Below are 26,013 nucleotides of genomic sequence, written 5' to 3' on the forward strand. Positions count from 1 at the left end.
GGATGATTGTTGGATGGTGAATGGTTTTGGATCATGTAACGCTTTGAATCAGGTAACGCTCAAGATAAAGGAGGATGAGATGCGTACAGTCACATATCAATCAGGAAAAACACTGCTGATTCTGATTTTGGTAATGCTGGTGGCGGCCGCTGGCTGCGGCGCAAAAGCGGAAGTGGAAACAGGAGCGGAAACGGAAGCAAAAGCGGAAGAGAAGGATCAAACCATTGATTTTTCAGGTGAATGGACAGGGACCCAATTGCTGGCAGAAATCAGCGGGGCAGATGCCGAGGCATACAAGGAGATGGAAGGGTTAACGCTGGACAGCCGCTTGATTCTTTCCCTTTCCGACGACAGTGAAGGTGCGGCAGAATTGTATTTTGTCGATGACCTTGCCGGCCCTGAACTGAATGCGGCTGTGGTCGACAAGAGTCTCATATTGACCGGAACCCTTTGGGGAGACCCCTTTGAGTGGACCGGCACCTTTGAATATGACGAAGCGGAAGCAGGGTGGACCCTGACCGGCGGGGGAGACATTACAGGCACGGCAGAAGATGTGGTTTTTCACATTGTTCTGAGTCTGAACCAGGCTTCTTCTGATGAACCCGGGAGTCAACCCGCTGCAACGGGTGATCAACCTGCTGCGGCCTCTGAATCAGGCAGTCAGGCCGTCAGTGCTGATGCCCCCCTTGAAGAGCTGTTAATTGGATCATGGATGAAGGAACCTTCCAATGTAATGGTGGAAAGAAGTGTGCTGACATTCGAGAAAGACGGATCTGCCATGACTTATTATGCCACACCGGGTGCCGGTGACAGCGAAGAAACCTGGCACACGGGATCCTGGAAAAAGGATGAGCCCATAGGCGGCACCTGGAAAACGGCCGGGAACATGCTGACAGCTGAGTTTGAAAATGAATCAAGTTCCTTTGAAACAGAGGTGCGTGTCGTTGATGCCAACACCATTGTCATCGAAGTCTTCTATACCCGATCAGAGTATGTCAGGCTGCCTTAAGATGCCAAGCGGCCTAAAGGTGCCCGCCTATCTTTGAAAAAGCGGGCATGGGTGCGTGAAAAAAACAGTTGAGGTCACACGACCTTATGAATGGGTCGTGATAGAAGGAAGCGTAGCGAATATGAGAAGGGATCAGGAAAGGGAGGTTGAGACAAATGAAACAAATGAAATGGTGGAATGACGTTTTAATGAGTCGCAGAGGCAGGGGAATGCTGATTTTGATGCTGGGATTGGTGCTCATGCTTACTGCCTGCGGTGGTTCTGGGGGTAACGAAGCCCAGGCGCCGGAACCGCCGGCCCAGGCTGAATCGGTGGCGGATGTGGACGGTCCGGGCAGCGAACTCTTCGGGCCGCCCATTGAAGGAGAGCGTTATGAGACTGAAAAAGTGTCCATGGTGATCCCTGATGGCTGGAATGTGATGGACATCAGTGGCGGGCTTCAGGCTTACCAGGGGAATAATGCGGTGGAAGTGTGGGTAAGGGGCAGTGGGTTAAGTGACGGCGATGCAGAGAAGGCCATGGAGGGTCTGGCTGCCGACTACGATGGTTCACCTGTTGAAACCTTCGAACACTGGGGACTTACCTTCTACTCCACCGTTTTTGAAATGTACGGCAGCCAACAGTTTAAAATGAGTGCGGTGAAAGATGGTGAGCGAATTGAGATTGGACTGGCCATGCACAGCAGTGCCGATGAAGCTACAGAAGACCTGATGTTTGGCATGCTGGACACCATTGAACTGAAATAGCGGGGAGTTTTGATGGAAAGGAGAAAATCCATGCATGAAAATAAGCAACCTCAATGTCAAATCTTCAGATGTTTGTTGGGTGTCCTGCTGGTGATCACCCTGACGGTTTCTTCTGTGGGAGCGACAACAGTGGCCTTCACCATGGGAGAAGCCGGCTATACGGTGGATGGTATCTGGCAGGCTTCAGATGCGGTGCCCTATATTCAGCAGGGCCGCACCATGGTGCCGGTACGGTTTGTGGCAGAAGCCCTGGGAGCAGATGTTCATTGGGACGCCAATGCCCGCCGGGTGACAGTGGAAAAGGGGTCGGATCAGATTGAACTAGTGATTGGCTCCCGAAACTTGATGAAGAACGATGAGCTGTTCATGGTCATGGATACCGAAGCGGTGATTGTTCCGCCTGGACGTACCATGATTCCTGTTTCACGGCTGGCGGCTGCTTTGGATATTCCCTACCAGTGGGATGCTGCCGGCGGAAGAGCCCTTTTCATGCCTGGGGCATCGGTGAATCAACCAGCACTGGAGGCAGTCAAGGTCTTCGATACGCCGGGGGTATATGGCCCGGAAACTGGAATAGAAGCCATTGAAGGAAACGTGGTGGTGGCTTCGACGGGAGTCACCCTGCAAAACTATGAAATCACGGGAGAACTGGTGATTGATGAACGGGTCGGTGATGGAACGGTGACGCTGAACCAGCTTAGGGTATGGGGCAGCACCCATATTCATGGCGGTGGTGCGGAGAGTATTCATATCAATGGCGGCCAATACTGGCAGGTATATGTGAAGACGGGCAACGGTGAAGCAGTGCGCATTGTGGCAGTGGATGCTCATGGGCTGGAAATCATTCTCGCGGAAGATGCTGCCGGCCAGGAGCTGATTCTTGAAGGATCCTTTGACCTGTTGATGGTGGAGGCAGCTGGCGTCATCATCACCACTGCTGGTGACACCAGCATCAGTGACATTGTGGTCACTGCCTCTGCGGCAGAAGGGTCGCTGACCTTATCGCCGCAGACCCGGGTGGAAAAACTGATGGTGAACAACGACACGCTGACCATGACAGCAACGGGTAACATTGGCACCGTTGAAGGAACGGGTAAAGAAGCGGTTGAGCAGCAGCGAAACCAGACAACCGCGCCAACCACTGCGGCTCCGGCTGTCGGCGGTGGTGGCGGTGGCGGCGGTACTGGACAGGTTGAAACCATTGCAGTAAGTGGCGTTCAGGTATCTCCGAGCACTCTGTCGCTGGTGGCTGGGGGTGTGTCGGGCACATTAACTGCCACTGTGACGCCTGCCAACGCCAGCAACAAAGGTGTGCTTTGGTCCACCAGTGACGCTGGTGTGGCAACGGTGGCCAATGGAGTGGTGACACCTGTAGCACCGGGAAGTGCCGCCATCACGGCCACTGCATCGGGAGACGGAACCAAAAAAGCGGTGTGCAACGTGACGGTGGCACCTGCACCAACAGTGGGAATGACGGTGGATGCTGCTACCGTGCCGATTTTTCCTGTGGGAGACACCCGGGAGTTTGAGCTCAGTATGGTGGGAAATGATGATACGGGGAAAGCGACATACGCCATGTTCACCATGCCCCTTGGCAGTATGCTGGAATTCAAGCACAGCAGTGGCGACTGGATCCAAATTCTGCAGCGGTTTCCCGCTTCGGGCAGCTTTCCTGTCGCCAACGATACCACCCTTTTTCGGGCTTCTTTTCAGCAGGCGGGCAACCATGATATTGAAGTGACTTTCTATGATGCCCAGTCGACGGAAGTCATGGCAAGTACCACCATACCGGCGGAGGTAAGACCGGGTTATCAGGTGTTTTATGATGGCAACGGCAATACCGCGGGAACGCCTCCGGTGGATCCAGGCAAGTACTATGAAGGGGAAACAGTGCGGTTGCGTTGGAATGCGTTTGTCGAGCCTGAAAGAATGAAAAAAGTGGATGGCAGCGTCACCTACTCCTTTTCAGGGTGGAACCGGGCGGCGGATGGCAGCGGCGAAGCCTGGCTGATAGGACCGGCCTACCACTATATGACCATGGGGAACAGTGATGTGACATTGTATGCCGTTTGGAAAAGCTTTCGAAGCCCCCGCTATTACGGCACTGAGCCGGGCCAGAGCCGTCTTGAAAGCTTTGTTGAAGTGGGAACCGCTTTCACTCTGTTTGATGGTGATGGCTGGACCAAAGCAGGATTCACCCTGAAAGAATGGAACACCCAGAGCGATGGTTCAGGAACCCCGTATCAGCTGGGAGAAACCATTACCATGCCGGCGGGTGCCGGAGAATTTATCCTCCGGGCTATTTGGGAGCCGGAGTAAGCAGTCGGTGTCAAGAATCAGTAAAATGAAGAGATGGTGAATCACTCAAAAAACCGGCAGCATCAGAAGAAGTGTTCTGATGCTGCCGGTTTGCGTTTGACTGCCCATCAAATGCTGTCTTTTCAAACAATCGAGGGTTGGTTGTGAAGAAAAGTTACTGCAGGATCAATGGAAATTCATCAATATGAAAGCGGGTCAGGTGTGTCAGCGTTGGGAGTTCTGTCGAGTAATGCTTCACTGATGAGGGGTACTGCCTCATTCACCGGCCCGGCACCCATGGTGATGATCAGGTCACCGGGTTCAGCGGCGGCGGCGGCTGTTCTGGCAGCAGCCTGGTAATCAGGACAGTAGCTGGCATGGGTGCCCCTGGCAGAGACCAGATCCACCAGATCCCGGCTGTGCACCAGACCGTTATCCGGCTCCCGGGCGGCATAAATCTCGGTGACCACCACCACATCTGCCAGAGCCAGTGCCTGGGCGAAATCATGGAGCAGGGCATGGGTGCGGGTGTAGGTGTGGGGCTGAAAAATGCAAACGATGCGGTGGTGTGTGGTGTCGGGGCAAAGGGGTGGCGCCGTCGCTGTGAGAGAAGCTTCTGCCAGAGGTGCCCCTGCCAGGGGTGCTTCTTCCAGCAACGTGCGGGCGGCTGCCAGGGTGGCGGTGATTTCTGCCGGGTGGTGGGCGTAGTCGTCCACCACTGTCACCCCCGCCCAGTGGCCGTGGGTTTCGAAACGGCGGTGGATGCCGGTGAAACGGGGCAACAGTTCCTGGAGACGGTGAATTTCCACTCCCAGCTCCAGGGCTACTGCCAGGGCAGCCAGGGCATTGTGCACATTGTGTTTGCCGGGAATTCCCAAGTGAAAGCGGCCCAGATCAGTCCTGTTTTTCAGCAGGCTGAAAGACCAGCAGCCGCCTGGCAGCGGGGCCAGAGCCACAGCCTGAAGCTGCTGAGAGCCGTCGGACAGGGCAAGGGGGGCAAGTTCATTTGGCGGGGGATCCACCTCGATGGTGATCACCCGACAGGGAGCTTCCTGAGCCAGAAATTGGCTGTTGGTATCATTGGCAGGCATCACCAGCAGGCCGTCGGAGGGGAGCTGGCGCACAAACTGGCGAAAGACTGCCTGAATGGCCGCCAGATCAGGGAAGTAATCAAGGTGGTCCAGGTCGATGTTCAGCACCAACCCGATACGGGCGGGAAACCGGAGAAAGCTGCCCTGATATTCGCAGGCTTCGGTGAGCATCACCGAACCGCCGCCGGCCTTCACATTGCCGCCGATGGCATCGAGCTCGCCCCCCACCAAAATGGTGGGATCAAGACCGCCCCATTCCAGCAGCATGGCCAACAGTGCCGTGGTGGTGGTTTTTCCATGACTGCCGGCAACAGAAATGGAATGGGGATACTGTTTCATGAGAATGCCCAGCAGGGCTGCCCGGTCCATTTGCAGAATACCCTTTTCTCTCGCGGCTGCCCGCTCCGGGTTGTCGGCGGGGATGGCGGCAGAATACACCAGCCAGTCGGGCTGCTGAAGGTTGGCGGCGTGATGGCCGGTGAAAATGCGGGCTCCTTCGGCGGCCAGCCGCCGGGTGATGGGAGAATCACTCCGGTCTGAACCGGATACCTGAAGGCCCTGTTTCAGCAGCAGATGAGCCAAACCGCTCATGCCGATGCCGCCGATGCCCACCAGATGCACATGGGTTACGCCTTCAAGTGTGGCAGGCAGTTCATGGACTTCGGGCATTGCGAGGGAAACCTTGTTGTGGTTGGGTGTAGGCGTCAGCATGGGGTGGATCGTCCTTTCTGATTTCATCAGTTGTTTTCAGGGTCTGAATGAGCGAGGTTCACTACAAAAGCTGACAAAACGTGAATGCCAGGTTGTTTGAATGCTGGTCAGCAGGGTATATACTGTGTAAGATTTTGCCGTATTTTTTTGTGGTGTTTCCCTTATTATACACGAAGGGAACCCGGACTGCTTTGTGATATTTTATCTTCCGGGCCGTCCACTTGCCGAATCCTGAAAAAACGAATAAAATGGAATAAAAAAATGGAAACGTTCATTTTTTCAGGAAGGAAGAAGTGCCATGTCCCAGTCACGATACAAGCGCAGTGAACGCATTGCTGCCATGACCAGTATTTTAACCAATCATCCCAATCGTCAGTTTGGTCTGGGAACCTTCAGTCAGCAGTTGGATGCCCTGAAGTCAGCCCTCAGTGAAGATTTGGGTGTGGTAAAGCGCACCTTGGAATCCCTGGAAATCGGGGAGATCCATTCGGCCACGGGAGCGGGTGGTGGTATACGGCTGATTCCCCGGATGCCCCGGGAAGCCCAGCAGCTTTTTTTGCAGCAGCTGACTGAAGAGCTGATCAAGCCTGAACGGATTCTCACCGGGGGATACCTCTACTATACCGATCTCATCAGTTCACCCGATATGGTTCAGTCCATGGCGGAGATGCTGGCCCAACACCTTGATTTCAAAGAAGCAGATATGGTGGTTACCGTGGAAACCAAAGGGGTTCCCCTGGCCTTTATGACGGCCCGGCTGGTGAATCGCCCCCTGGTGATCGTGCGGCGCACCAGTCGGGTGACTGAAGGCTCCACCATCAGTGTGAACTATCGTTCCGGGTCCACGGGCACCATCCAGCAGATGGTACTTTCCAGGCGGGCGATTCCTGCTGGTTCCCGGGTGGTGATGATCGATGATTTCATGCGGGGCGGCGGTACCGCCAGGGGCATGCATGACTTAATGAAAGAATTTGACGCCCGTGTGGTGGGCAGCGGGGTGCTCATGGCCACCCGTGAACCCCGGCAGAAACGCAGCGGCCCCTGCACGCCTCTGCTGTATCTGGAATCTGTGAATGAAGAAACGGGTGAAGTCTTGATTTCTCCCAATGAAGCGCTTTGGAAGGAGTAACGCCAAGTAATACGTATCAACCATGGTGGCGGCCGGAGTGAATCAGCTGTCACAACTCAGATTTTGAAAGCAAGCGGCGTGCTGATCCCCCGCTGCACCGGGAAGGTGCTCGCTGCAAGCCTTTAAAATAGCCGTTTCCTGAAAGAGGTGCAACAATCCTTCCACCAGGAGCATCGGCATATGCACTTGCTGGATAGACACTGGAAAGAAGACTGCGGGAAGGTGGTGAAGGACAGATGCAAGTAACCGACGTACGCATTCGAAAAGTGGCAGCGGAAGGTAAAATGAAAGCCATCGTTTCTGTAACCTTCGACGATGAATTTGTGGTGCATGATATTAAAATCATCGAAGGGCAGAACGGGCTATTCATCGCCATGCCAAGCCGCAAAATGGGAGAGGGTGATTTCCGCGATATTGCCCACCCCATCAACTCATCAACGCGGAACAAGATTCAGGATGCGATTTTTGTCAAGTATGAACAGATGAACGATGAGGAAGAAGCCGAGTCAGCAGGGGAGGGAGAGTCCGGTCACATGGGAGAGGACCCGGGCATTTAGCTGTTAAGGTTGATCCCCGGTGGATACAGACAGAAAAAGGCCTGAATCAGGCAAAGGTGCAGCACGGACGGCTTCTTCCGGAAAAGCACGTTCCGAAAGCCGGCAATTTGATGAAAACATATAACACCGCAGAACTGGGAACAAATTTCCGGGTTCTGCGGTTTTCTTTCTATTTTTTCGGGTTTTTCCGGTAAATAGTCCTTTCTTCCTGCAGGAAAATCAGGTAAACTAAGAAGGGGGTGATTCCATCTCCCCTAAAGAGCATGATGTGACGATTCAGCAGCCGAGGTGAAACCGCCTCGGCAAAAAGCGTTTAAAGAGGTGACTGAATGAAAAAACAAGCTATCATCCTGGCAGCCGGTGAAGGCACCCGGATGAAGTCAGCCCTTCCCAAAGTCCTGCATCAGGCAGTCGGAAAACCGCTGGTGCTCCATGTGCTGGAAGGGGCACAGCAATCAGGGGCAGATCATCTGATTGTTGTGGTGGGCCACGGAGCGGACGAAGTGAAGGCAGTACTTCCTCCCGGCACAGCCAGTGTGCTCCAGGAACAGCAGTTGGGAACAGGCCATGCCGTTCAAATGGCAGCCCACCTGATTCAACCCGATGCGCTGGTATTGGTGCTGTGTGGTGATGCCCCCCTGCTTCGGCCCGAAACCCTGGAAGCCCTGGCCCGGGAACATCAGCAACGTCAGAATGCAGCCACGGTACTTTCTGCCCGGCTGTCACAACCCTTCGGGTATGGGCGCATTCTCCGAAATGACCGGCAGGAGCTGCTGGGCATTGTGGAAGAAAAAGACGCCTGTCATGAAGAAAAGCAAATTGATGAAATCAATTCAGGCACCTACTGCTTCAGTGGAAAAGCACTGTTGCAAGTGCTTCCCCAGCTTTCCAATGCCAACCGGCAACAGGAGTATTACCTGACAGATACATTGGCACTGTTGCGTGAATCGGGGCAGCGGGTAGGGGTTCACTTTCTGACGGACCCAGAGGAAATCATGGCAGTCAACTCAAGAACCCAGCTGGCCCAGGTGGAAGGTATTTTCAGGCGGCGCATTAATGAAGCCCACATGGCTGCAGGTGTAACCTTGATTCATCCTGAAAACACTTACATAGGCCCGGAAGTCACCATCGGCCGGGATACCCTTATTGAACCCGGTGTGATGCTGGAGGGCAACACCACCATCGGCGAAACCTGTATCATCGGTCAAAACAGTCGATTAACCGACGCAACCCTGGGAAATCGTGTGCAGATTACCCACTCAACCCTTTGCCAGGCATTTGTGGATGATGACACCACCGTCGGCCCTTACGCCTATCTGCGCCCGGAAACCCATGTGGGGAAGCGGGTGCGTATCGGCGATTTTGTTGAGGTTAAAAAATCAGTGATCGGCGATGATTCCCGGGCCGCCCATCTGGCTTATATCGGCGATGCCGATGTGGGCCGGAATGTGAACATTGGCTGTGGGGTTGTCTTTGTGAATTATGACGGCAGGAAAAAATCCCGGACCATCGTGGAGGACGATGCCTTCATCGGCAGCAACTCCAATCTGGTGGCCCCGGTGGTGGTGGAAAAGGGGGGCTATGTGGCCGCCGGCTCCACCATCAACCAAAACGTGCCCGCAGACGCCCTGGCCATCGCCCGGCAGCGTCAGCGAAACATTCAGGGCTGGAACAAGCGCTCCTGATCCCAAACATCCCTAAGGAGGAATTGTGTACTCATGAATACCAGTGGCAATGAAATCAAGATTTTTACCGGTAACGCCAACCCGGAGCTGGCGGCAGAAATCGCCACCGAGCTGGGTGTCCCATTGGGACGGGCGCTGGTCAGCACCTTCAGTGATGGTGAAATTGCCGTCAACATTAACGAAACCGTCCGCGGTGCAGACGTTTACGTGGTGCAGCCCACTTGTCCGCCGGTGAATGAACACTGGATGGAACTGCTGATTATGATCGATGCCATGAAACGGGCGTCGGCTGGTCGTATCACGGCGGTGGTCCCCTACTACGGGTATGCCCGCCAGGATCGAAAAGCCAAGGCCCGGGATCCCATCACAGCCAAACTCATTGCCGACCTGGTCACCGTTTCCGGTGCCGACCGCATCCTCACCATGGACCTCCACGCTTCCCAGATTCAGGGATTCTTCAACATTCCCGTGGATCACTTGCTGGGAGTGCCCATTCTGGTGGAGTACTTTCAAAAGAAAAAGCTGAAAAATCCGGTGATCGTTTCCCCGGATATGGGAAGTGTCACCCGGGCCAGAAACTTCGCCCAATACCTGGAAGCACCCATTGCCATCATTGACAAACGCCGCCCCAAAGACAACGTGGCAGAGGTGATGAACATCATCGGGGACATCAAGGGGTATACCGCCATTCTGGTGGATGACATGATCGACACCGCCGGTACCATCACTGAAGCGTCCAAGGCCCTGAAAAAGTTTGGCGCTCTGGATGTCTATGCCTGTTGTACCCATCCGGTATTTTCGGGACCGGCCATTGAGTGTATCAAGAACTCTGATATCACTGAACTGGTGGCCGCCAACACCATTCCCCTGCCACCGGAAAAACAACTGGATAAAATTAAAACCGTCACAGTGGCACCTGTGTTTGCAGAAGCCATCAGCCGCATCTATAAAAACAAGTCGGTTTCCACCCTTTTTGATTAATTGCCAGGATGCATCATCCCGAGTCATCTGTTTTCAATGCCGCAGCTTCAACCATAAACGCAGCACCGGTGACACCGGTGATGCACGCATTGATGGCAAAGACCGCCTATCATCGACTCATTCCCAGGATCAGCCTGCAGAACGGGCTGATCCTCAACGTCTTTCAGGAGGAACCAACCATGATCATCATAGCAGGACTGGGTAACCCCGGCGGCAAATACGATGCCACCCGCCACAATATCGGGTTTCACGTGATTGACGCCCTGGCGGCAGGCCAACAAACGGCGGTGAACCAGAAAAAATTCAAATCCCATTTTGCCGAAATTCGGGTGGGATCAGAAAAAGTATTACTGGTGAAACCCCAAACCTATATGAACCTCAGCGGCGAAAGCATCGGCCATTGGATGCGCTATTACCAACTGACACCGGACCGGTTGATGGTGGTGTACGACGACATGGATTTTGCACCGGGGGAGGTCCGGCTGCGCCAGAAAGGCAGTGCCGGGTCTCACAATGGGATGAAATCCATCATTCAGCATCTAGGCACCACAGAATTTCCCCGTTTACGGGTGGGAATCGGCAAGCCCCTGTGGCAGGATGCCGCCAGCTTTGTGCTGGCCCGCTTCACACCGGAGGAAATTCCGGTGATGCGGGATGCAGTAACCACGGCGGCGGAAGCAGCCCAATGCTTTGTGCAAGAAGGCATTCAAATGGCCATGAACCGGTACAACCGGAAACCGGAAGAGCCGGTACAGGAAAAACCGGCCAACGAATCGGCACAGGAAAAGGAAGCGAATCAGCCATGAATTTATCTGCCTCTGTCGCGCTGCAGCCACTCCAGCAATCCAGGGAGTTTGTGCAGCTCACCGACGCTTTAAGAACCAAAGAACATACTCTGGGGGTCTATGGGCTTGTTGATTCCCAAAAATCCCATCTGGCCGCCGCCCTGCAACTCCATCGGGGCAGACAGTTGTTGCTGATCACTGAAACAGAAGTTCAGGCCCGCCAGCTGGCGGAGGACCTGAGCTTTTATTTGGGTGCCCAGGCTCATCATTTTCCCTCCCGTCAACCAGTGCTGTATGAGACGGAAGCCAGCAGTGTCAGCACGGGTGATGAGCGTTTGAAAACACTGGCATTTCTGGCGGCAGAGCAACCCGCCGTGATCACGGCCTCCATGGACGCTCTTTTTGTGAAATTACCGCCTCCCGCCCTTTTTCGACGGCTGCAGCTTACCTTCCGCGTGGGCGAAACCATTCCCCGGGAAACCATGCTGCACATGCTGGTGGCCCAGGGTTATCAGCGCGCCGACCAGGTGGAGGAAAAAGGTCAGTTCAGTATTCGTGGTGATATCATCGACCTGTTTTCGCCGGTGGAAACGGCCCCCTGTCGAATTGAACTCTTTGATGAAGAAGTTGATTCCATCCGTTATTTTGATCTGGCCACCCAGCAATCCATCGATAAAATCAGTGCCATCACCATTAGTCCTGCCACTGAATGGATCCTGGAAGAAAAAGACCGCCGGCGGGTGGTGGACACCCTGAAACGGATGAAGAACCAGTCCCGTCCGGGAAGCGGTGATGCCGCAGGCTGTGAACCGTCGGAACGGTGCGCCCATTTAGTGGTGCGCCTTGAAGAAAACCGGGTGCCTCATGACATGGAGGGCCTGCAGGATCTGGCTTACGAAAAGGCCGCCTCTCTGCTGGACTACCTGATGCCCGGCAGTCTGGTACTGTTGGACGAGCCACAGCGGTTGCGCAGCCGGGCCGAAGGAGCAATGGATGAGTGGAAGGAACATTTCACCGTATTACTTGAAAGGCAGCAGGTGCTGCCCATACAGGCTCATTGTCTGTTCACCTACTCAGAGCTGGTGGTTAAAATCAGGGAAAAAACAGTGGTGACACTCCACCTGCTTCCCCGAAGCGAAAAAGAGTTTCCGGCGCAGACAGTGGTGAATTTTGTCACCCGCAGTGTTCCCAGCTTTCAGGGGAAAATGAACTGGCTTTTCGACGAATTAAGAAATCTTGTGAAAAAACAGTATCGCCTGGTATTGTTGGCGGCCACCAAGGAAAAAGCACTGAAACTGACAGATGCGCTTCGGGAAGCCGGACTGCCGGTGCAGTATCTCGCCGGAGGTGATGCCGGGAACACCGGCGGAGGCGCCGGAGACAGCGCTGCCATCACTTCCGAAGCCCTTCCGTCCGGGAAGGTGACCATTCTCCCAGGCAGTGTTCACCGGGGATTTGAATATGTGGGATGCCAGTACCTGCTACTGTCAGATTATGAGCTTTTTGGCGCCCATAAAAAGAAAACCACCAGACCCCGCCGCCGTGACGGCCGTGCCATTCAGTCCTTTGTTGAATTGAAACCCGGCAGCTTTGTGGTGCACGAAAATCACGGTATTGGCCGGTACGAAGGCATTGAAAGCCTGACGGTGGACGGTATCACCCGGGACTATCTGAAAATCAGTTATGCCGGTGCCGATCATTTGTATGTGCCCACCGATCAGATGGATATGATTCAAAAATACATTGGAGCGGAAGACAAAACACCCCGCATGAACCGGCTGGGTGGTGCCGACTGGGCCAAAACCAAGAGCCGGGTCAAAAAAGCCATCGAAGACATGGCCGACGATCTGCTGGAGCTTTACGCCAAGCGGAACCGGCAGAAGGGGTACGTCTTCTCGCCGGACACAGAGCTGCAGCAGCAGTTTGAATACCTGTTTCCCTATGAGGAAACCCCGGATCAGCTGAAATCCATTGAAGAAGTGAAGGCAGATATGGAAGCAGAACGCCCCATGGACCGTCTTCTCTGTGGCGATGTGGGTTATGGCAAAACCGAGGTGGCTCTCAGAGCCGCTTTCAAGTGTGCCGCCGACAGCAAGCAGTGTGCCGTGCTGGTACCCACCACCATTTTGGCTCAGCAGCATTTCAACACCTTCCGGGAACGGTTTTCTCCCTTTCCGGTGCGGGTGGAAATGCTCAGCCGTTTCCGCACCCCCACCCAAATTCAAAAAATCATGAAAGACATTAAAAACGGATTGGTGGACGTGGTGATCGGCACCCACCGCCTGCTGTCAAAAGACGTTGCTTTTAAAGATCTGGGCCTGCTCATTGTGGATGAAGAACAGCGTTTCGGGGTGAAGCATAAGGAACGGCTGAAGCAGTTGAAAGCCAATGTGGATGTGCTCACCCTCACCGCCACCCCCATTCCCCGCACCCTTCACATGGCCATGAGCGGCATTCGGGACATGAGTGTCATCGAAGACCCGCCGGAGGAACGTTTCCCGGTGCAAACCTATGTGGTGGCATGGAACCCGTCTCTGGTGGCAGACGCCATTCTCCGTGAAACCTCCCGGGGCGGGCAGGTGTACTACCTCTACAACCGGGTGGAGGGAATTTACACCATCGCCAATCAGCTGGCAGACAGGTTCCCGGAGCTGCGCATTGGCGTTGGTCACGGGCAGATGAACGAAACTGAACTGGAGAAAGTGATGCTGGACTATTATGAAGGACACTACGATGTGCTGGTATGCACCACCATCATCGAAAACGGACTGGACATTCCCAACGCCAACACCATACTGGTTCACGACGCCGACCAGCTGGGCCTCTCCCAGCTCTATCAGCTGAGGGGACGGGTGGGACGCTCCACTCGTCAGGGCTATGCCTACCTCATGTTTCAGCGGGACAAGATATTGTCGGAAGTGGCAGAAAAACGGTTGAAGGCCATCAAGGAGTTCACTGAGTTTGGCTCTGGCTTTAAAATTGCCATGCGTGACCTGGAAATCAGGGGCGCCGGCAATCTGCTGGGAGGCGAACAGCATGGCCACATGGCCGCCATTGGGTACGATCTCTATGTAAAACTGCTGGAGGAAACCATGCAGAAAACCCGGGGTGAAACTGTTGAAGCCGAACCGGAGGTCGCCATTGAGCTCAACGTGGATGCTTACATTCCCAAAGAGTACATTGGAAATGCCGGTCACAAAATTGATATTTATAAAAAAATTGCTGCCATACGCAGCATCGAAGACCGGTATGAAGTTGAAAATGAAATTGAAGACCGGTTTGGGGATATCCCAGGCATTGTACGCAACCTGGTGACCGTTTCCGCCCTCAAGGCCATGGCGCTGAAAGCGGGCATCAGCCAGATTTCCCAGAAAGACGACACCATTCGCATTCAGTTTGGCTCAGGGCTGCGCCTGAACCCGGAAGCATTGGCCAGAGTCATTCATGATTTTGGTCGGCGCATTCAGTTCAATGCCGGCCAACAGCCCTATTTCACCTACAAGGCAGCTGTCATACGAGACGCAAGCCAGCTGCTGCGGGAACTGACAGCCATTGTGGAGATCCTTTCAGGAGACGCGGCAGCGTGATTCACCGTATCCAAATGCACCTATTTCCTGTATAATGAACAGCATAACCGGATGATGAACAACATAACCTGTAGCAGATGAAACGAAACCTGTCCTTTTACCGTATACATGGGTGAAGGATCAACCAGTTTGCAATTATTCGACCTGGCGCTGAACAGCACATGAGTCGGGTGGCTGGAAAGAACTTAAAAGGAGCTGAATGGATTGATTTTAAATGTAGAGAAAAGAATGCTGCAGCGTAAGAAGGGTGTCAACCTCCTGTTGGTGCTGCTGGCAGTTACCCTGCTGTTGACGGCCTGCGGTGGGAATGGTGAAACGGCAATTCCTGAAGATGCTGTGGCTGTGGTGAATGGGACACCCATTTCCAACCAGGATTTTGAAAACACCCTGGCATTGATGAAAATGAACTATGAGATGGAAATGGGTCCCGGGTTCTTTGATGAACCTGACAACGAAGAAGGCATGACCCTGCTGGATACCATCAAGGAACAGGTGCTGGAAAGACTGATTTTCACAGAAATCATTCTGCAGGAAGCAGCTTCCCATGACATCGCCCTGAATGAGGAAGAGTTCAATGAAACCATGGAAATGTTCATGGGTTTCATTAAAGACGATGAAGAACTGATGAATTTCATGGAGCAAAACAACATCGATGAAACCTATTTTCGACGGGAAATGGAAAAAGAACTGCTGATGATGGAGTTTCAGGACCACTACCTGTCGCATATTGAAGTGACAGATGAAGATGCCCTGGCCTACTTCGATGCCAACCCCGATCTCTTCACCTTCGACCAGGTGGCTGCCAGCCATATTCTGGTAGACACAGAGGAAAAAGCCCGTGAGCTGCGAAGTCAGCTGGATCAAGGCGCAGACTTTGCCTTGCTGGCAGCTGAGCATTCCACCTGCCCTTCGGCGGCACAGGGGGGAGACCTGGGATCCTTCGGCCGGGGGCAAATGGTACCCGCCTTTGAAAATGCTGCCTTCAGCATGGAAGCAGGTGACATCAGCGAACCGGTGCAGACAGAGTTTGGATGGCATTTGATTCTGGTAAATGAGCGTATCAACGAAACTGATGATTTCGAAGAAGCGAAAGAGTACATCATTTCCCAGCTGCAACAAGACCAGCTGATGGCTCATATCGAAGCCCTCAGAGAGTCTGCAGAGGTTCAGCGCCGGGAGAGTCTGTAAAGACTCGCGTACAGGTGAAACCTGTTGCGGGAAAGAACTGAAGAAAGCATCCGGCAGCAGACAGACAAACCGGACCGATGACTGACAGTGGTGTGTGGGCCAAGGGGCTGGCAAACCACTGTCGGTTTTTACTGCGGTTAATCCATCGTCGTGTCGATGGCTGCCTTGGGAGGAAACACATCATGAGTAAAAAGGAAACCTATTTGAAGGGCGCCATGTTTCTGGGAGCCGCAGGCATTCTGGTGAAAATTATGGGAGCGCTGTTCCGTATTCCCCTGGGTCGGGCCATGGGGTCTGAGGGCATGGGTTATTACCAGGTGGGGTACACCGTCTACAATTTTCTGCTGGCCTTCACCTATGCTGGATTTCCCACTGCTGTTTCAAAGCTGGTGTCTGAGAAAAAAGCCAAAGGACAGCACGCCCATGCCCATGCCATCTTTCTCACCACTCTGAAACTGCTCACTTTTTTGGGGCTGGCAGGTTCATTGCTGCTGGCTTTTGGAGCCCGCTATCTGGTGGATGTGGTTTTTGAAAGTCCGCTGGCTTATCACGCAGTGCTGGCACTGGCGCCTACCATTTTTTTCATCTCAATTCTGGCGGCCTACCGAGGTTATTTTCAGGGCATGAAAGACATGAAACCCACTGCCTTGTCGCAAGTGGTGGAGCAGCTGGGCAGAGTGGTGGTGGGGCTTTCTCTTGCTTTTCTGCTGCTGCGGACAATGGGTGAACCCATTGCTGCAGCCGGCGCTGTTCTGGGGGCTGGTGCCGGCGGTGTGGCTGCCCTGGGGTTTATGATTTATTTTTACACCCGGCGCCGTCGTCGCGAAACCTTCCCGGTGACGGATCAGCTGGGAATGGAACCGGAATCCACCCCTGCCATTATCAGGAACGTGCTGAAGATTGCAGTGCCCATTGCCATTGGAGCCGCTGTCATGCCCCTTATTAACATGCTGGACACCGCTATTGTTTTGCGTCGGCTCCAGGCCAGCGGATACACTTATGAGCAGGCCAACTCCCTTTATGGCCAGCTTCAGGGCATGGCTTCCACCATGGTGAATCTGCCCCAGGTGATCACCATTGCCCTGGCCATGAGCATTGTGCCCGCTGTCTCAGACGCTGCCGCCCGAGATGACTGGGCCAGTGTGCGGGCAGACAGCGCTTCCGTGTTCCGGGTGAGTATGATGCTGGGGCTTCCGGCTTCAGCGGGCCTGGTGGCACTGGCCGATCCCATCATGCGCATGCTCTTCCCGGCTGAACCTGCTTCTCTGGGGCAGATCATGTTTATCATGGGCTTTGCGGTCCTGTTTCTCACCCAGCTTCAAACCCTGACAGGCATTATTCAGGGGTTGGGACGCCCCGATATCCCGGTACGCAACTTGATGACCGGTGCTCTCTTTAAACTGGTGATCACCTATACTCTCACCGCCACTTTTCTCCACGTGAGAGGTGCCGCCATTGGCACCGTTACTGCCTATTTTGTGGCCTTTATCCTCAATCTCCGGGCGGTGAAACGCTTAACGGGCCTGAAACTGGACAGAACTCAAATGGTTTACAAACCGCTGCTCTGTGTGGGCGTGATGGCAACTGTGGCCTATGGCCTTCACCGGGTGATGGAGCCCGTTACCGGTAATACCCTGGCTGTGCTGGCTGCTGTCAGCGCTGGTGCCCTGGTTTACGGCCTCATGCTTTTAAAAACCAACTCACTGGAAGAACGTGACTTTGACATGCTTCCCAAAGGCCGGCAAATGGCGGCTCTGTTTCGAAAGCTGAAATTGATGCAATAAGGTCAGGCTGACGGATTAGGACTGAAGAAAAGAAAGGACGTCAAAATCGTTGCTGTTAATGAACTGGAAGCTTTGCTGAAAGCAGAAAGTAAGCTGATGAACCCGCAAAGGAGGTTTTTGTCATGCCCACCCTCACCATCGCCGGCTTGGGGCCAGGTGCCCTGGAGCAGCTGCCTCTGGGAACATGGCAGCTGTTGAAAGCCCACCCGTCCATTCGCCTGCGCACAGAAAAACATCCCCTGGTGGCAGACCTGAAGGCCCAGGGCATCCACTTTCAAACCTTCGATCATGTCTATGAAACGGAAGAGAACTTTGAAGATGTTTACCGGGAAATTGTGCGTCAGGTACTGGCCTTATCTTCAGAAGGGGATCTGCTTTACGCTGTGCCCGGCCACCCCAATGTGGCAGAAGAAACTGTCCGGCTGCTGCGCAAAGCCCTGCAGGCCGTTTCTGAGGAAGAAACGCCGGCCCTGGCGGCGGACATCACCCTGAAAATCCTGCCAGCCATGAGCTTTCTGGATGTCATTTTCCCCCTCGTTGATCACGACCCTGTGGATGGGTTCATGCTCATTGATGCCCTGTCTTTTCACCAGCAGCCCCCCGACACCAACATGGATGTGATCATCACCCAGGTCTATGATCCCTACGTGGCCTCAGAACTGAAATTGGGCCTCATGCATTATTACGATGCCGAACAACCGATAAAGGTCATTAAAAGTGCTGGAGTTGTTGGGGTGGAAGAGGTGCGAGAGATTCCACTGTACCAGTTGGATCATCAAAAAGACCTCGATTACCTTACAAGTATTTATATTGCAAGGGTTGACAGGTTTTCTAAAATACATTATAATATGAATCATCTTATGGACATGTTGGAAAAACTACGTGGCAGCGATGGTTGTCCCTGGGATCGAAAACAAACCCATGAGAGCCTAAAACCTTATCTGACAGAAGAAAGTCAGGAAGTGCTGGATGCCATCGACGGTGGCGATGATGATGACTTGTGTGAAGAGTTGGGCGATGTATTGCTGCAGGTAGTCTTTCACAGTCAGATTGCCAAAGAGCGGGGCGCGTTTACCATGCATGAAGTAATTCATGGCATCACCCAAAAAATCATTTTCAGACATCCCCATGTCTTCGGTGATGAAACCGCCGAAACACCGGAGGATGTGAAAGCTATTTGGGCGATCCAAAAGGCGAAAGAAAAGACCCGCCGGGAACAGACTTGAGTGAATCAGGGAATCAGCGGCGCGGAACACATTTAAACCAGTTGAGCGGAAGGTGAAGAACCGGGCCGCTCTGGTGAGATAGACAGCAAAGGAATCGTATCATTTTCCTAAATATTTAAGGAGGGGATTTTGTGAACAAAGCGGAATTAGTAGCAAAAATGGCAGAAATGAGCGGACTGACCAAGAAGGATGCAGAAACAGCCCTGAACGCTTTTATGGAGACTGTTGAAGAAACACTGGTTGAAGGTGGAAAAGTACAACTGGTGGGCTTTGGCACCTTCGATGTTCGTGAAAGAAAGCCAAGAAAAGGCAGAAACCCCAGAAATCCGGACCAAGTGATTGATATTCCGGCTTCCAAGGCACCTGTTTTCAAAGCAGGTAAAACACTGAAAGAAAAAATTAACGGATAAATTGTGAACCTTGTCCTGATGAAAACTGCTGAAGCGGGACACTGACAGAGGATGCAATAAAATCAGGCCTAGGCCTGATTTTGTTGTTATGAGGAGGAAGCCATGCGTCTCGATAAATACCTGAAAGTCGCCCGGATCATCAAACGTCGCACCATTGCCCGGGAGGCCTGTGATAAAGGGTTGGTTGTCATCAATGGAAAAACAGCAAAAGCCGGCAGTGAGGTGGCGGTGGGTGACCGGCTCACCCTGGCCATCAGCCAGCCGCCCCTTGAGGTGGAAGTGCTGCAGGTAACAGAGCATGTGAAAAAAGAAGAAGCCGACAGTCTCTATCGTCTGATCAAAGAGTAACCTACCAGTCATTAAACCTGGCGGCGATGCGGATGCTGCCGGATTAAAGGAGCGGTTCCCATGAAACAACGCCGTCGAAAATCCAGTTTTGGCCGAAAAATCCTTTGGCTGTTTCTACTGCTGCTGGTTTTCTCCAGTCTGCGCACCTGGTATATGCAAGAGCAGGAAAGCCGCAATCTTGCCAGAGAAGAACAACAGATACAGGACAGAATCGATGAACTGGAAAAGGAAATTCAGCGGCTGAGGGGAACACTGGAGAACATCACCGATGATGCCTATATTGAATCCATTGCCCGAAAGAATCTGAAGATGGTGAAAGAAGATGAGTGGGTGCTTGTGGACATTCAGCATGGAAAAGATTGAATTGGATGGATTTCTGAGCAAAATCCGGAAAATAGAAGGTTCTTTTTTACAGAAAATGTGCTATAATGACAGTTGTAAGATAGTGGGATCATATAACAAGGAGGAGTAAACAGTTTATGCCGGTTGAGGTTGGAAAGATTATCGAAGGTACCGTTGCAGGCATTACCAATTTCGGGGCGTTTATCGATCTTGGAGAAGGCAAAACAGGCCTTGTACATATCTCGGAGGTGGCTGACGACTACGTCAAAAATATCCGGGATTATATCAGTGACAAGGAAAAGGTCAAAGTCAAGGTGCTGGCCATTGGCAGCGATGGCAAGATCAGTTTGTCCATACGCCAGGCGGCCGAAAGAAAGAAGAAGACCCCCGCACCGGCAGAACTGGAATGGGGCGCACCCCAGCGCGTCGATTCTCTGACCCTTGATGACAAAATCAGCAAGTTTATGAAAGACAGCGACGAAAAAATGCAGGGTGCAAAAAGTCGCATGAAACCCACCCGTCGCGGCAACGGTTTTGGAAAAGGTGTCTAAACCGGTTGATCAGTGACAGGCATCAAAGATGAGTGAAGCCGCCGAATTCTATGTGTTCGGTGGTTTTTTGTACCCTGCTGTTATCTGTGATTTTGAAGGGGAGGATCTCATGACCCGGCCATACAGTACAATCTACACAGAGCTGGCTAAACCGCCTTTATCGCCTCCGGGCTGGGTGTTTGGTCCAGTCTGGACAATGTTATATACATTGATGGGAATCGCGGCTTTTCGGGTTTTTTCAGCGGGTATTCAGCGGGGCGAGGTGAAGCGGGCGCTGGCTGTGTTCTTTGTACAGCTGGGACTTAATCTACTATGGCCGTACCTTTACTTTACATTGAATTTCAGGGGAGTTGCTTTTGTGGAACTGCTGCTGCTCCTTTTTGTAATCGGCCTGACAATTTTCCTTTTTTACACCATTGACAAACTGGCAGCTTATCTAATGCTGCCCTATCTGGCGTGGGTATTGTTTGCGGGATATCTTAACGGAGCCACCTGGTGGCTAAACCGGGGCATCAACTGAAAAATACTGACACGCTGCTGAACACGCCGACATGAAAGGAGTGGCATGATGGCAGGCCATGACCATGGACGTGACCTTCCCCGCTGTGGCTGGGTGGATCTGAAAAACCCTCTTTATGTGGCATATCATGACGAAGAATGGGGCGTTCCCCTTCATGATGAGAGGAAGCATTTCGAAATGCTGGTGCTGGAAGGAGCGCAGGCAGGTCTATCCTGGGCGACCATTCTCAAGCGCCGTGAAGGCTATCGCCAGGCCTTTGATAACTTTGAGCCGGAAAAAGTGGCCGCTTATGATGAATCTAAAATCGAGGCACTGCTCCAAAATCCGGCAATCATTCGCAATCGGCTGAAAGTGAGATCTGCGGTGAAGAACGCCAGGGTGTTTCTGGAGATTCAGCGGGAGTTCGGCTCTTTTGACAATTACATCTGGGGCTTTGTGAACCATGTGCCGGTGATCAACTGTTTTCAGCATCTTGAAGAGATTCCCGCACAGACACCATTATCGGTGGAAATTTCGAAGGACCTTAAAAAGCGGGGCATGACCTTTGTGGGGCCCACCATCATGTACGCCCATATGCAGGCCATCGGCCTGGTGAACGATCATCAGACACATTGCTTCAAACGGCAAACACCCTGACCCAAAGGTCAGGGCATCAGATTGAACAATCCACACCCATTACTTAAAGGGATTACGGCCCTGTATGATTCGAATGAGAACGGCACCCACAGCCAACACCAGCAGAATGTGGATAAACCCACCCATGGTGTTGCTGGAAACCATTCCCAAAAGCCATAACACAAAAAGGACAATAAAAATGAATTTTAGCATGGAGGTCACTCCTGTTCTTTGATGAAAATCGCCATTGACGGTGTAGGTGTTATTACCCGGAAGACAGGGTGATCAAACAGTTGCAGGATGGCGACTACCTAAATCCCAACATGTTCACCGAAACCTGATATGGTTGACAGTCGGTGACGGGCTGTCATATAATGACCGTGAAAGCCCGTGGACAACAGGATAGATGAATAGAGGTGCAATCGGCAGGGTAAGGGAAGCATGTTAAGAAGGGTCACCTTCGAAGGCTTCTCTGAAGGCTGTCGTTGCCGAAGGCAGCTGGCAGGTGACCCGGCGGATGCCTGACAGAAGGAGACAGACTTCTTCTGTTGTCATGCTTACTGGCTGCCAGCCAGGGTATGGAGCGCTATGCATGCAAGGAAGTTCCTTGTTGTCATGGCGTTTTTTGATGAACTGACCGCTGGCAGTAATGGAAAAATGAAAACAGGAACAGGAGGAAATGACATGATCGGAGAAAAAGTTATCATTCGCACCCGCATGAGTACCGCCGATGCCCACTACGCAGGTGACCTGGTTAATGGTTCGAAAATCCTTGATTTTTTTGGAGATGTGGCCACTGAACTGCTGATTCGTCTTGACGGCGATGAAGGCCTCTTTAGAGCCTATGAGCAGGTGGATTTCCTGGCACCCATTTACGCAGGGGATTTCATGGAATACCACGGATGGATCGAAGAAATGGGCAACAGCTCTCGAAAGGCGAAATTCGAAGCCTACAAAGTGATTCAACTGGTCAATGACCCCGGCATGTCTGAATCAGCGGCAGAAGTGCTGGAAGAACCGATTCTCTGTGGAACTGCCACCGGTGTGATGGTGGTGAAAAAGGAACTGCAGCGGGGCGCGCAGGACCCGGCCTTTCAGCGGTAGTTAACCTGATAAGCCGGCTTGTCTGATGAAAAAGGCATGAAAATGACCTGCTCAGTGGAGCAGGTCATTTTCATGGCAATAGAAACAGTGCACGCAAAAATGCGGTGGATATAATTAACAGAGAGAAACCCCTGCCGGCAGCTTAGGGAGGGGGTTGAAATAGATTACCTGTCACCAGGAATATGGTATAATGGACACATGCGCCGCCGATTGTCCCGAAGATCAACGGCAGGGCTTCTATTGAGAAATCTTGGGCGGTAAAAAAAGGAAAGAATTGAGGACTTGATGATTCATGAAATCTATTCGCATACAGATGCTGGCATGGCTGTTACTGGGAGCCCTGATCCTCTTTGCAGGTCTGGGCTTTTTCACAGAACAGCGCCTGAGAAAACTGCCGCCGGTCATTGAAGCTCAGTACATGGAAATTGCCGATGCCAGAGCCAATGAAGTGGGCAAGCAGCTGAAAATATATATCGACCAGGTACGCATGCTGGCTCAGTCAGAAGTGATTCAGTCCATGGATCGTCAGCAGATAGATCCTTTTTTGCCCCAAATGGTGCTGGAAGACATTGAACGCAATCTGACCGTTGTCTGGCCCGACGGACGCGGCATCACCAGCCGGGGGCTGGTGGTGAATGTTTCAGAGCAGGAGCAGTATCAAAAAATCTTTCTGGAAGGCGAAGAGACATGGATATCCAGTCCTTTTCTAAGCCCTTATGTGGAAACAGGTAAACCCATCACCATTGTCTCCCAGGCTGTGCGGCGAAACGGGGAAACCGTGGGCCTGATCAATGCAGTGGTTGAAATTGAGTTCATCAACGACATTGTGCGCAGTGTGAACCTTCGGGAAACCGGCTACAGCTGGATAGTGGACCAGCACGGCATGGTGGTGGCTCATCCGGATTCGACAAAAACCCTTCGTCAGGCAGCGGCAGAAATATTTGGTGAAGAGATGAACATCAGCGAAGCTTTGGTAACGGAGGCGTCCGGCCTCCAGCGTTACCATGAAGCGGGTACTGCCATGGTGGCGCTGCACCAGGCCATACCCTACACCCCGGGATGGACCTTTATCATTTCCATACCGGAAGCTGAAATGTACCAGGAGGTGAATGCTGTTTCCCGGGGGGTGCTGGCAGCCATCGGGTTGGGCCTGGTACTGGTGATGGTGTTCTCGCTGGCCTACTCTGAAACGCTTTCCCGCCCCATTCTTGAGATGAAGGCGGTTTTTGAAAGAGCTGCGGCAGGTAATTTGAATGTACGGGCCAATGAAAAGATTGCCAATGAAGTGGGGCAGGCGGCAGCCAGCTTCAACCAGATGCTGGTGAAGATCAGACACCTGACTTACCAGGATCCCCTGACAAATTTGAACAATTACCATGGATTTTTGCTGGACCTTCCCTACAAGCTGGAAAAGCTTCAACAACACCAGGCAGTCACTGGCCTGGCCATTGTGTCTGTGGACGACTTTAAGCGGATCAACAGCATCAGCGGGTATGAGCTGGGGAATGAGGTGCTGCTCACTCTGGCAGATCGAATTCAGCGATTCCTACAGCCTGGGGAATGTGCCGCCAGGCATTTTGGAGATGAGTTTGTGGTGCTTTTGGGAGAACAGCATGAAGACGCCTTCGAAGAACGGGTGGTGCGGCTCTGGGAGGCTTGCAACACACTGCTGACTTTGAAGGATAACGAGTATATGCTGCGCACCAGCGTGGGAACCTGCAGCTTTCAGCCCGGCCGGGAACTGGATGAAGTGATGAACCGGGCCACCATGGCAAAGCTGTTCATTAAGCAAAAGGGTGGGAATGGCGTCCACCTTTTTAATGAAAGCCTTGAAGAAACCTTGAAAGAAGAACAGGATATTGAACGGGAGCTTTTTCATGCACTGGAAGAAAACCAGCTGAAACTGGTCTATCAACCGGTGATTCGCCTTGACACCGAACAGATCACCGGCCACGAGGCATTGCTGAGATGGCATCATCCACGGTATCATTCGCTGCCGGTGAACCGGCTGATTCATGTGGCTGAACAAACCGGTTACATCATTGAAATCGGACGGTGGGTGATGCGCGAAGCATGCCGCCGGAACAGGGAGTGGCATGAGGCTGGGCATGAGGGGCTGGTGGTGGCTGTGAACGTTTCGGCACTTCAGTTTGAACAGCCTTCTTTTGTGAACATGGTGCAGGAAATCCTTGTGGAAATTGGCCTGCCGGCTCACTGCCTGGAGCTGGAAATCACAGAACGGATTGCCATGATGGGCGTTCAGGAAAAAATGGCCAAAATGCGCCAACTGAAGGCCATGGGCGTCAGAATTGCCATTGATGATTTTGGCACCGGATACTCTTCTCTGGCCTATTTTACCCAGTTTCCCATTGATACCCTGAAAATCGACAGGTCTTTTATCAACCAGATGGTGGAAGATACCCATGCCGATACCATTGTCGATACGATCATTACCATGGCCCAGGGCATGCGGGTGAACACCATCGCCGAAGGAGTGGAAACGGCTGAACAGCAGGAGCGGCTGAAAGAAAAAGGCTGTGACCAGATGCAGGGCTACTGGTTTGCCCGACCCCTGTCACCGGAAGAAGCCTTCAGCCGGTTGGAAAATGAAAGCAACTGATCCCCATGGGATGATGAAAATCTGAAGCAGGAGATGATGGCATGCAGCACTATATCGTGCGCACATTGCGCATGTTGACTGGTCTTTTTGTATTTGCCGTTGGCATTGTGATGACCATTCATGCCAATATTGGGCTGGCACCCTGGGATGTGTTTCACCAGGGCCTTTCCAATGTGCTGGGAGTGACCATGGGTCAGGCCAGTATTCTGGTGGGCCTGACAGTGGTGGCCATCGATTTTTTTGCCGGCGAACGCATTGGCTGGGGAACACTGGGCAATATGGTTTTGATCGGGTTGTTCATCGATTTTCTCATGCTCAACGGGCTGGTGCCCCACATGCAGCATTTTTTAACCGGTGTGATTCAAATGGTGGCCGGGCTGTTTGTCATCGGCCTTGCCAGTGTCCTTTATATTGGTGCCGGCATGGGCTGCGGCCCACGGGACGGCTTGATGGTGGCTCTCTTGAAACGCACCGGCCGTTCAGTGGGGACAATTCGCGGCCTGCTGGAAGGGGCTGCCCTTGTTGGCGGTTGGCTGCTGGGCGGCACCGTGGGTCTGGGAACGGTCATTACAGCAGTTCTCACAGGGCCGGTGGTGCAGTTATCTTTCCGTTTGCTGCGATTTGATGTGAAAAGCGTTCGCCATACGTATGTGGACGAAGATTTGAAAGCACTGGGAAGAAAACTGAAAAAATCATAAATGGTTTCAATCAGTCAAACATTGAAGA

23 protein-coding genes and 1 riboswitch are annotated in these 26,013 nt (G+C 52.8%); of the genes, 21 read left to right on the forward strand and 2 right to left on the reverse strand.

The genetic code is table 11. The features are described from left to right. Window positions 1-79: 79 nt before the first annotated feature. The 3 genes from AAIG11_RS11920 to AAIG11_RS11930 all read left to right on the forward strand — a co-directional run bounded on the left by AAIG11_RS11920 (window position 80) and on the right by AAIG11_RS11930 (window position 4,074). On the forward strand, window positions 80-1,009 hold the full coding sequence (locus AAIG11_RS11920) for a hypothetical protein (protein WP_283408773.1): 930 nt from the start codon (window positions 80-82) through the stop codon (window positions 1,007-1,009). Between the two features lie 155 nt (window positions 1,010-1,164). Beyond that, the gene (locus tag AAIG11_RS11925) at window positions 1,165-1,755 is read left to right on the forward strand and encodes a hypothetical protein (RefSeq protein WP_283408774.1); all 591 of its coding nucleotides are present in this window, start codon (window positions 1,165-1,167) and stop codon (window positions 1,753-1,755) included. A gap of 30 nt (window positions 1,756-1,785) precedes the next feature. Further along, window positions 1,786-4,074 (forward strand): stalk domain-containing protein, encoded by a 2,289-nt coding sequence (locus AAIG11_RS11930; RefSeq protein ID WP_343186469.1) that lies wholly within the window; start codon window positions 1,786-1,788, stop codon window positions 4,072-4,074. Between the two features lie 179 nt (window positions 4,075-4,253). On the opposite strand, the gene murC is transcribed toward AAIG11_RS11930, so the two are convergent. After that, on the reverse strand, window positions 4,254-5,855 hold the full coding sequence (gene murC / locus AAIG11_RS11935; RefSeq protein WP_343186470.1) for a UDP-N-acetylmuramate--L-alanine ligase: 1,602 nt from the start codon (window positions 5,853-5,855) through the stop codon (window positions 4,254-4,256). Window positions 5,856-6,153: 298 nt separating this feature from the next. Between murC and purR the strand changes: the two genes are divergently transcribed. From purR to AAIG11_RS12010, 15 genes are all read left to right on the forward strand, one after another. After that, window positions 6,154-6,984: a pur operon repressor gene (gene purR, locus AAIG11_RS11940; RefSeq protein WP_343186471.1), complete on the forward strand. Its 831-nt coding sequence runs from the start codon at window positions 6,154-6,156 to the stop codon at window positions 6,982-6,984. A 236-nt stretch (window positions 6,985-7,220) separates the two neighbouring features. Further along, window positions 7,221-7,541, forward strand: a complete 321-nt coding sequence (spoVG, locus tag AAIG11_RS11945) for a septation regulator SpoVG (protein ID WP_343186472.1) — start codon at window positions 7,221-7,223, stop codon at window positions 7,539-7,541. A gap of 329 nt (window positions 7,542-7,870) precedes the next feature. Next, the gene (gene glmU, locus AAIG11_RS11950; protein ID WP_343186473.1) at window positions 7,871-9,226 is read left to right on the forward strand and encodes a bifunctional UDP-N-acetylglucosamine diphosphorylase/glucosamine-1-phosphate N-acetyltransferase GlmU; all 1,356 of its coding nucleotides are present in this window, start codon (window positions 7,871-7,873) and stop codon (window positions 9,224-9,226) included. Window positions 9,227-9,259: 33 nt separating this feature from the next. Further along, a complete protein-coding gene (locus tag AAIG11_RS11955; RefSeq protein WP_343186474.1) occupies window positions 9,260-10,207 on the forward strand; it encodes a ribose-phosphate diphosphokinase in 948 nt (315 codons plus the stop codon). Window positions 10,208-10,299: 92 nt separating this feature from the next. Beyond that, complete coding sequence (gene pth, locus AAIG11_RS11960; protein WP_343186475.1) at window positions 10,300-11,013, forward strand: aminoacyl-tRNA hydrolase; 714 nt, start codon at window positions 10,300-10,302, stop codon at window positions 11,011-11,013. Further along, a complete protein-coding gene (gene mfd, locus AAIG11_RS11965; protein ID WP_343186476.1) occupies window positions 11,010-14,579 on the forward strand; it encodes a transcription-repair coupling factor in 3,570 nt (1,189 codons plus the stop codon). The genes pth and mfd overlap by 4 nt, the downstream gene beginning before the upstream one ends. 228 nt (window positions 14,580-14,807) lie before the next feature. Continuing rightward, a complete protein-coding gene (locus tag AAIG11_RS11970) occupies window positions 14,808-15,767 on the forward strand; it encodes a peptidylprolyl isomerase (RefSeq protein ID WP_343186477.1) in 960 nt (319 codons plus the stop codon). A 182-nt stretch (window positions 15,768-15,949) separates the two neighbouring features. Beyond that, window positions 15,950-17,551: a putative polysaccharide biosynthesis protein gene (locus AAIG11_RS11975; RefSeq protein ID WP_343186478.1), complete on the forward strand. Its 1,602-nt coding sequence runs from the start codon at window positions 15,950-15,952 to the stop codon at window positions 17,549-17,551. Window positions 17,552-17,673: 122 nt separating this feature from the next. Continuing rightward, on the forward strand, window positions 17,674-18,777 hold the full coding sequence (locus AAIG11_RS11980; RefSeq protein WP_343186479.1) for a MazG family protein: 1,104 nt from the start codon (window positions 17,674-17,676) through the stop codon (window positions 18,775-18,777). Between the two features lie 131 nt (window positions 18,778-18,908). Continuing rightward, entirely contained in the window at window positions 18,909-19,187 is a 279-nt protein-coding gene (locus AAIG11_RS11985) for an HU family DNA-binding protein (RefSeq protein WP_283408786.1), read from the forward strand. A gap of 102 nt (window positions 19,188-19,289) precedes the next feature. Next, window positions 19,290-19,535, forward strand: a complete 246-nt coding sequence (locus AAIG11_RS11990; protein WP_343186480.1) for an RNA-binding S4 domain-containing protein — start codon at window positions 19,290-19,292, stop codon at window positions 19,533-19,535. A gap of 60 nt (window positions 19,536-19,595) precedes the next feature. Continuing rightward, window positions 19,596-19,898 carry an FtsB family cell division protein gene (locus AAIG11_RS11995; protein WP_343186481.1) on the forward strand — a complete coding sequence of 101 codons (303 nt, stop codon included), beginning with the start codon at window positions 19,596-19,598 and terminating at the stop codon, window positions 19,896-19,898. A 116-nt stretch (window positions 19,899-20,014) separates the two neighbouring features. Further along, the gene (locus AAIG11_RS12000) at window positions 20,015-20,428 is read left to right on the forward strand and encodes a S1 RNA-binding domain-containing protein (RefSeq protein ID WP_283408789.1); all 414 of its coding nucleotides are present in this window, start codon (window positions 20,015-20,017) and stop codon (window positions 20,426-20,428) included. A gap of 28 nt (window positions 20,429-20,456) precedes the next feature. Beyond that, window positions 20,457-20,948, forward strand: a complete 492-nt coding sequence (locus AAIG11_RS12005) for a TspO/MBR family protein (protein ID WP_343186482.1) — start codon at window positions 20,457-20,459, stop codon at window positions 20,946-20,948. Window positions 20,949-20,996: 48 nt separating this feature from the next. After that, entirely contained in the window at window positions 20,997-21,584 is a 588-nt protein-coding gene (locus AAIG11_RS12010) for a DNA-3-methyladenine glycosylase I (protein WP_343186483.1), read from the forward strand. A gap of 39 nt (window positions 21,585-21,623) precedes the next feature. Here AAIG11_RS12010 and AAIG11_RS12015 read toward each other — a convergent pair whose 3' ends face one another. Continuing rightward, entirely contained in the window at window positions 21,624-21,776 is a 153-nt protein-coding gene (locus AAIG11_RS12015; protein WP_283408792.1) for a lmo0937 family membrane protein, read from the reverse strand. Between the two features lie 190 nt (window positions 21,777-21,966). After that, window positions 21,967-22,160: riboswitch (Lysine riboswitch) on the forward strand. Window positions 22,161-22,247: 87 nt separating this feature from the next. Between AAIG11_RS12015 and kal the strand changes: the two genes are divergently transcribed. From kal to AAIG11_RS12030, 3 genes are all read left to right on the forward strand, one after another. Then, window positions 22,248-22,667, forward strand: a complete 420-nt coding sequence (gene kal / locus AAIG11_RS12020) for a 3-aminobutyryl-CoA ammonia lyase (RefSeq protein WP_343186484.1) — start codon at window positions 22,248-22,250, stop codon at window positions 22,665-22,667. Between the two features lie 292 nt (window positions 22,668-22,959). Continuing rightward, window positions 22,960-25,287, forward strand: coding sequence for a bifunctional diguanylate cyclase/phosphodiesterase (locus AAIG11_RS12025; RefSeq protein WP_343186485.1), 2,328 nt, complete (start codon window positions 22,960-22,962; stop codon window positions 25,285-25,287). A gap of 41 nt (window positions 25,288-25,328) precedes the next feature. Further along, on the forward strand, window positions 25,329-25,985 hold the full coding sequence (locus AAIG11_RS12030) for a YczE/YyaS/YitT family protein (RefSeq protein WP_343186486.1): 657 nt from the start codon (window positions 25,329-25,331) through the stop codon (window positions 25,983-25,985). The last annotated feature ends 28 nt before the right edge of the window (window positions 25,986-26,013 follow it).

Source organism: Anoxynatronum sibiricum, assembly GCF_039414295.1.
In the GTDB taxonomy this organism is placed as follows: Bacteria; Bacillota; Clostridia; order Peptostreptococcales; family Tindalliaceae; genus Anoxynatronum; species Anoxynatronum sibiricum.

Excerpts from the sequence above, each read along its gene's own strand:
- AAIG11_RS11920 (WP_283408773.1), top strand. The coding sequence starts at position 80 with ATGCGTACAGTCACATATCAATCAGGAAAAACACTGCTGATTCTGATT.
- AAIG11_RS11925 (WP_283408774.1), top strand. The coding sequence starts at position 1,165 with ATGAAACAAATGAAATGGTGGAATGACGTTTTAATGAGTCGCAGAGGC.
- AAIG11_RS11930 (WP_343186469.1), top strand. The coding sequence starts at position 1,786 with ATGCATGAAAATAAGCAACCTCAATGTCAAATCTTCAGATGTTTGTTG.
- murC (WP_343186470.1), bottom strand. The coding sequence starts at position 5,855 with ATGCTGACGCCTACACCCAACCACAACAAGGTTTCCCTCGCAATGCCC.
- purR (WP_343186471.1), top strand. The coding sequence starts at position 6,154 with ATGTCCCAGTCACGATACAAGCGCAGTGAACGCATTGCTGCCATGACC.
- spoVG (WP_343186472.1), top strand. The coding sequence starts at position 7,221 with ATGCAAGTAACCGACGTACGCATTCGAAAAGTGGCAGCGGAAGGTAAA.
- glmU (WP_343186473.1), top strand. The coding sequence starts at position 7,871 with ATGAAAAAACAAGCTATCATCCTGGCAGCCGGTGAAGGCACCCGGATG.
- AAIG11_RS11955 (WP_343186474.1), top strand. The coding sequence starts at position 9,260 with ATGAATACCAGTGGCAATGAAATCAAGATTTTTACCGGTAACGCCAAC.
- pth (WP_343186475.1), top strand. The coding sequence starts at position 10,300 with ATGGCAAAGACCGCCTATCATCGACTCATTCCCAGGATCAGCCTGCAG.
- mfd (WP_343186476.1), top strand. The coding sequence starts at position 11,010 with ATGAATTTATCTGCCTCTGTCGCGCTGCAGCCACTCCAGCAATCCAGG.
- AAIG11_RS11970 (WP_343186477.1), top strand. The coding sequence starts at position 14,808 with ATGCTGCAGCGTAAGAAGGGTGTCAACCTCCTGTTGGTGCTGCTGGCA.
- AAIG11_RS11975 (WP_343186478.1), top strand. The coding sequence starts at position 15,950 with ATGAGTAAAAAGGAAACCTATTTGAAGGGCGCCATGTTTCTGGGAGCC.
- AAIG11_RS11980 (WP_343186479.1), top strand. The coding sequence starts at position 17,674 with ATGCCCACCCTCACCATCGCCGGCTTGGGGCCAGGTGCCCTGGAGCAG.
- AAIG11_RS11990 (WP_343186480.1), top strand. The coding sequence starts at position 19,290 with ATGCGTCTCGATAAATACCTGAAAGTCGCCCGGATCATCAAACGTCGC.
- AAIG11_RS11995 (WP_343186481.1), top strand. The coding sequence starts at position 19,596 with ATGAAACAACGCCGTCGAAAATCCAGTTTTGGCCGAAAAATCCTTTGG.
- AAIG11_RS12000 (WP_283408789.1), top strand. The coding sequence starts at position 20,015 with ATGCCGGTTGAGGTTGGAAAGATTATCGAAGGTACCGTTGCAGGCATT.
- AAIG11_RS12005 (WP_343186482.1), top strand. The coding sequence starts at position 20,457 with ATGAGTGAAGCCGCCGAATTCTATGTGTTCGGTGGTTTTTTGTACCCT.
- AAIG11_RS12010 (WP_343186483.1), top strand. The coding sequence starts at position 20,997 with ATGGCAGGCCATGACCATGGACGTGACCTTCCCCGCTGTGGCTGGGTG.
- AAIG11_RS12015 (WP_283408792.1), bottom strand. The coding sequence starts at position 21,776 with ATGCTAAAATTCATTTTTATTGTCCTTTTTGTGTTATGGCTTTTGGGA.
- kal (WP_343186484.1), top strand. The coding sequence starts at position 22,248 with ATGATCGGAGAAAAAGTTATCATTCGCACCCGCATGAGTACCGCCGAT.
- AAIG11_RS12025 (WP_343186485.1), top strand. The coding sequence starts at position 22,960 with ATGAAATCTATTCGCATACAGATGCTGGCATGGCTGTTACTGGGAGCC.
- AAIG11_RS12030 (WP_343186486.1), top strand. The coding sequence starts at position 25,329 with ATGCAGCACTATATCGTGCGCACATTGCGCATGTTGACTGGTCTTTTT.